Source organism: Streptomyces sp. NPDC057638, assembly GCF_042800315.1.
Lineage (GTDB): Bacteria > Actinomycetota > Actinomycetes > Streptomycetales > Streptomycetaceae > Streptomyces.
In genome coordinates this window covers 1-5,040 of sequence record NZ_JBHVHF010000439.1, presented here as the reverse complement: position 1 = coordinate 5,040, position 5,040 = coordinate 1, and the positions used below count along the sequence as shown (strand labels likewise).

Below are 5,040 nucleotides of genomic sequence, written 5' to 3'. Positions count from 1 at the left end.
GCCGTGGACCGTGCCCGTGGATCAACCGGCCGAGCGGCGACCTGCCGACCGACCCGCTGACCGGCTGACCCGCTGACCCGCCGACCTGCCGACCTGCCGGCCGGGCGGCAACCGGCGACCTGCCGACCGGATCAGGCCGTGTCGGCCGCCCACGGCACCGCTCGCGGCGGGCTCCCCACCGCCGGTGCGGCGGGCGCGGGCACATCGGGCCGGGGCGGGGTCCGCTGGACCGTCCAGCCGCCGTCCCCGAGCCGTCGGGCCAGCTGGGCGGCCGACGCCGCCTCCACCATCAGCGCGACCAGCCCGGTGGCCTCGCCGGGCGAGTGGTCGATCGTCATCTCCTCGATATTGACCCCCAGTTCCGCGACGGTGGAGACCAGCCGGGCGAGCTCGCCCGCCTGGTCCCCGATGAGGACATGGACGGGAATGCAGGGGAACGGCTTCTTCCCGTGCTTGCCCGGAACGCGCTCATGGCCCTTCCGGCCCCGGCTGAGCAGGTCGGTGACGAGCGTCATCCCCTGAGCCCGTTCGTCGGCGCTGTCGGAGGCCAGGCTCCGCAGTCCCGCCACCACCCCGCTGAGGTCGGTGGTGAGCTCCTGGAGGATGCTGGCGACGGCCGAGGCGTTGGCGTCCAGGATGTCGACCCACAGCCGCGGGTCGCTCCCGGCGACCCGGGTGACGTCCCGCAGTCCCTGGCCGACGAGCTGTGCCGCCTCCTCCGGCATGTTCTCCAGCCGGGCCGCCATCAGGGAGGCGACCACATGCGGGGTGTGGGAGACGAGGGCGACGGCGCGGTCATGCGTACCGCTCTCCATCACGACCGGGACCGCCCGGCACAGCGCCACCACTTCGAGGGCGCGGTTGAGGGTGTCGATCGCGGTGTCCGGCGTGGGGGTGAGAACCCACGAGCGCCCCTCGAAGAGGGTGGAGCACGCCGAGAGCGGTCCGGAGGTCTCCCGCCCCGCCATGGGATGCCCGCCGATGTAGCAGGTGAAGTCGGCGCGGTCCACGGCGCCCCGCTCCGGTCCGGCCTTGACGCTGGCCACGTCGGTGTAGCTGCGGGCCAGCCCGTTGGACTGCTGCTTGGCCAGTTCCTCGGCGATGCTGCCGGGAGGCACGGCCAGCACGGCGATGTCCGCCGGGGCGGGGGGCGTGCCGACCGTGCCCGCGCCCAGGGAGGCGGCGGTACGGGCCGCCGACTCGTCCGCGTCGAGGAGGTGGACGCTCACTCCGCTGTGGGTGAGGGCGAGGGCCACCGAAGTGCCGATCAGGCCGGTGCCCACGACCGCCGCCGTACGGATCACCGGGTCCCCCCGGGTGTCTGGGCCGGACCGGGTCTCGTCTGCCCGGGGTGTCCCGGGGTGTGCGGTGGAGTCATCATGGCCGCCCTCACTCCTCGATGAGGAAGTCGGGCTGCTCGGCGACGATCTCGTCCCAGAGCAGCTGGAAGCTGAACCAGCCGAGCTGGGCGTCGCCGAAGCCCTCGCCCGCCGCGACGGCCTGCTCATGGGTGAACGCCTTCGGGGTGCCCGCCGCCAGGGCGAGCAGCTGGACCTGTGCGCAGCTGTCGTAGGTGAAGAACCAGTGGACGGCCTCGTCCAGGGAACCGCCCACCGTGATCAGCCCGTGGTGGCGCAGCAGGATGGCGCGGTTGTCGCCGAGCCGCTCGGCGATGTCACGCCCCTGTTCGAGGGAGACCGAGGGGCCCTCGTACTCCTCGTACAGGACCTGCCGCCCGTAGAACGCGGCCGACTCCTGGTCGATGGGTTCCAGCAGTCGGCCGAGCGCGCCGAGCGCGCGGGAGTGCGCGGTGTGGCCGTGGGCCGCGGCGGTCGCCTCGGGGCTGAGCTCGTGGATCTGGGAGTGGATCACGAAGGCGCTCGGATTGACCCGGTGCCGTCCGTGGACGACGTTGCCCCGGGCGTCCACGAGGATCAGATCGGCCACCCGGATGTGCCGGAACGAGACGCCGAAGGGATTGACCCAGAACTGGTCGGGATACTCCGGGTCGCGCACCGAGATATGGCCGGAGATCCCCTCGCCGAAGCCGTACTTGCCGAAGAGCCGCAGGGCCGCCGCGAGGCGCTGCTTCCGGTGCCGTCTGGTCTTCTCCGGGCTGTCGAAGACGGGTTCGCCGGGGATCGGCAGACCGGTCGTGGTGTCCGCGAGGTAGGCGGCGCGGGGCGTCGCTGCCGGGTCGGCCGGCTCGGTCAGCCTGGCCGGGTCGGTCAGGGTCGTCGCTGTGGTCAGTGAAGTCATCGTGACTGCCTCTCTCTTCCGGCCTGGGCCGGGAGGGCGGGCGCGGATGGTGGGCGTGGGGCGCCTGGTCGTCGTAGGCCGCGGCGTATGTCGTCGGAGCGCTGGTCACCGGGCGGGGTCCGGCGGGTGGCCTTCGGGTACGGGAGGTGACCCCGGTGGTCCCGGGGCGACCCCGGCGCCCGACGGCCCGGACGGCGGGTCCCCCGGGCGGGGGAGACCTCCGCTGCCGGACCCCGTCGCGTCCTCCTCGCGGGCGGACGCCACTGCGGCGACGACGAGCCCGTCAGGCGGGCAGCAGGACGTTCTCGGACCGGGGCGCGTGTGTGGCACCGGCCGACTGGAGGATGGAGGCCACGATGTCCTCGCTGCGGTCCACCAGGGACGGGATGCCGAAGGCGAAGAAGAGCGATCCGGCACCGATCAGGCCGAGCCCGTAGAGCCGCGGGTCCGGGGTGCCGCCCGCGATCAGCCTGCTGGTGGCCCGTTCGAGGTGCAGTCCGCCATGGGGGTGGCGGCTGGCGACCCCGCCGCGCAGCAGCGAGTTCAGCAGCGGCATCGCGCTGGTGGGCAGGTTGCCCGAGGAGGAGTTGACCGAGTTGATCACCCGGTCGGCGGTGAAGGCCGTACCGTCCGCCATGCTCACCTCGAAGTCCCCGCCGGAGCGCACCCGGACCTTCTGCAGACCATGACGGATGGTCAGCTGGTCCCCGTCCACCAGGTCGAGCAGGACGCAGGCGCTGCCCGGTGGCATGGGGCAGCACAGGCTCATGATCGTCCGGTAGTGGTGCCGCAGCAGCCGGACCCGGTCCTCCTCCCGCAGCAGCGGCCAGACATCGGGACCGATGTCGGGAACGGCGCGCTGGAGGATGCGCAGTCCCGGGTCGGAGGAGCGCACGGCGGCGAACTGGCGCCGCAGCCGGTCCTCCGGTGTCTCCTTGCCCAGGCTGGTGACCTCGCAGTGGACCGCCTCCAGATAGGCGCCCGCGTCCTTGAGTTCGTCCGTCACCAGGCCCGCGAACTGATCGAGGGTGATCATGCCCTGGTCGCGCGCCAGTGAGCGCATCCGCTCCTTGGTGAGATACCGGGGCTCGAACTCCAGCGGACGCTGGCGCACTCCGGGGAGCACCCCCCGGCGGGAGACCAGGCTGATATGCCCCCGGTGCCCCTGGGCGGTGAGGGCGAGGATGATGTCGACCGCGGTCAGACCGCTGCCGATGATGGCGACGTCCTCGTTGGTCCCGATCTCCCCGAAGCTGTCGGAGACCGGGTAGGGGTCGGTGATGAACCCCGGCGCTCCCTCCAGTCCGTAGATGTCCTTGGGGCTGTCGCTGCCGATGCACAGGACGACGTAGTCGAAGGCGCTCGTGCCGCCGCCGCCCGTGGTCAGCCGGACCCCGTCGGAGGTCCGCTGGGCCGCCGAGACCGAGTCCCCGACGAGGTCGATCCGCCAGCCCTGGCGCCGGAGTTCCGCCAGCGCCGCGCCGGCCGAGGCCTCCAGGTAGTCGCCGTAGACGCGCCGGGGCGCGAAGCGTGACCCCGAGTAGAGGTCGGCGGTGTTGAAGTCCTCGGCGATCCGCTCATGGGTGAGCAGCCACCGTTCGAAGTGCTTGGGGTCCCCCACGCGGACGGACATGTCGTCGGGGGCGGCGTTGACCTTGACGCAGCAGGCGTCGACTTGGTAGGCGCGACCGCGCCACAGATGCGGTGACGGTTCGAAAACCGTCAGCTTTCCCGCCGGGCCCTGTGCCTGGGCCAGGGCGTCGATGAGGCAGACCGCGGACGCGCCGCCTCCGACCACACCGATCGATATCTCAGACATATTCTAGTCGCCTATCGATATTGGGAGGAGATAGAGCTTCTCGGATCTGCTCATGCCGTTTGCTGGTCGATTCGGAGGAATTCCCTGTGCAGGAAGACGAGAGAGGACGCATGGGCGTCACTCACTCCCGCTCCGACGACCTCACCGATCATCAGCAGATGGTCACCCGCCACCAGATGGTTCTGGTAGCGGCACTCCATCCAGGCCGCTGTGTCGAGGAGCAGGGCACCGGTGTGCCGCCCCGATCGCATGGGCAGGCTGCTCAGCGCCTCCTGACGCTCGCCCGAGGGGCGGGCGAGGACGCGGGCCAGATCCTCCGAGCCGCCGTCCAGGATGGAGACCGCCCACACGCGGGATTCCATCAGGTCGTCGGCGAACGAGGACTCCCGGCGAATGCTCACCGAGATCAGTGGTGGGGACAGTGAGACGGAGGTCAGCGAATTGATCGTCATCGCGTTGTGTCGCCGGGTGGCCCCCGCGTCGGTGAACGTGCTCACCACGCAGACGCCAGTGGCGAAATTGCGCATGACGGACCGCAGATCCCCGTGGAGAGTAACGGGCGCTTGTTGTGCTGCGGGCAGCTCACTCATGCCTGTTCCTTTCTGGGAGAAGGTCGGTTGTGAGCACTTGGGCATGTTGGGGTTGGGTACCGTACGCCGTGGTAAAAGGGCGAATCTGGTACGACATCGACGTTACCGAGTCCATATCCGGCGGTGTTGCGGGGCCGCGCACAGGAAGTGGCCTGAACACGCCTCGCCCGGCCGGGGCCGTGGCGTGCGCGGTGGTGGCGGTCGAACGCGTGCCCGGTGGGGGGCGGTTGTCCGCGTGCCCGGTGGGGTGGCCGCGTACCCGATGATGTCGGTCGTCCGCGTGTGCGGTGGGGGCGGTCGGCGGCGGCGCGTCGGCACGGAGCAGGAAAAAGGACCGGGGGTCCGTCCGCTCCACCGTGAAGTGGAGCGGAC

At 71.1% G+C, this 5,040-nt stretch carries 4 protein-coding genes; all 4 read right to left on the bottom strand.

Going from position 1 to position 5,040, the window contains the following annotated elements:
• Nucleotides 1-131: 131 nt before the first annotated feature.
• Nucleotides 132-1,301 (bottom strand): prephenate dehydrogenase, encoded by a 1,170-nt coding sequence (locus ACFVIM_RS32785; protein WP_384309321.1) that lies wholly within the window; start codon nucleotides 1,299-1,301, stop codon nucleotides 132-134.
• Nucleotides 1,302-1,389: 88 nt separating this feature from the next.
• Nucleotides 1,390-2,259 (bottom strand): class II aldolase/adducin family protein, encoded by an 870-nt coding sequence (locus tag ACFVIM_RS32780; protein WP_384309319.1) that lies wholly within the window; start codon nucleotides 2,257-2,259, stop codon nucleotides 1,390-1,392.
• A 283-nt stretch (nucleotides 2,260-2,542) separates the two neighbouring features.
• Nucleotides 2,543-4,078: an FAD/NAD(P)-binding protein gene (locus ACFVIM_RS32775; protein ID WP_384309316.1), complete on the bottom strand. Its 1,536-nt coding sequence runs from the start codon at nucleotides 4,076-4,078 to the stop codon at nucleotides 2,543-2,545.
• A gap of 50 nt (nucleotides 4,079-4,128) precedes the next feature.
• Nucleotides 4,129-4,668: a flavin reductase family protein gene (locus tag ACFVIM_RS32770; RefSeq protein ID WP_384309312.1), complete on the bottom strand. Its 540-nt coding sequence runs from the start codon at nucleotides 4,666-4,668 to the stop codon at nucleotides 4,129-4,131.
• Between the last annotated feature and the right edge of the window lie 372 nt (nucleotides 4,669-5,040).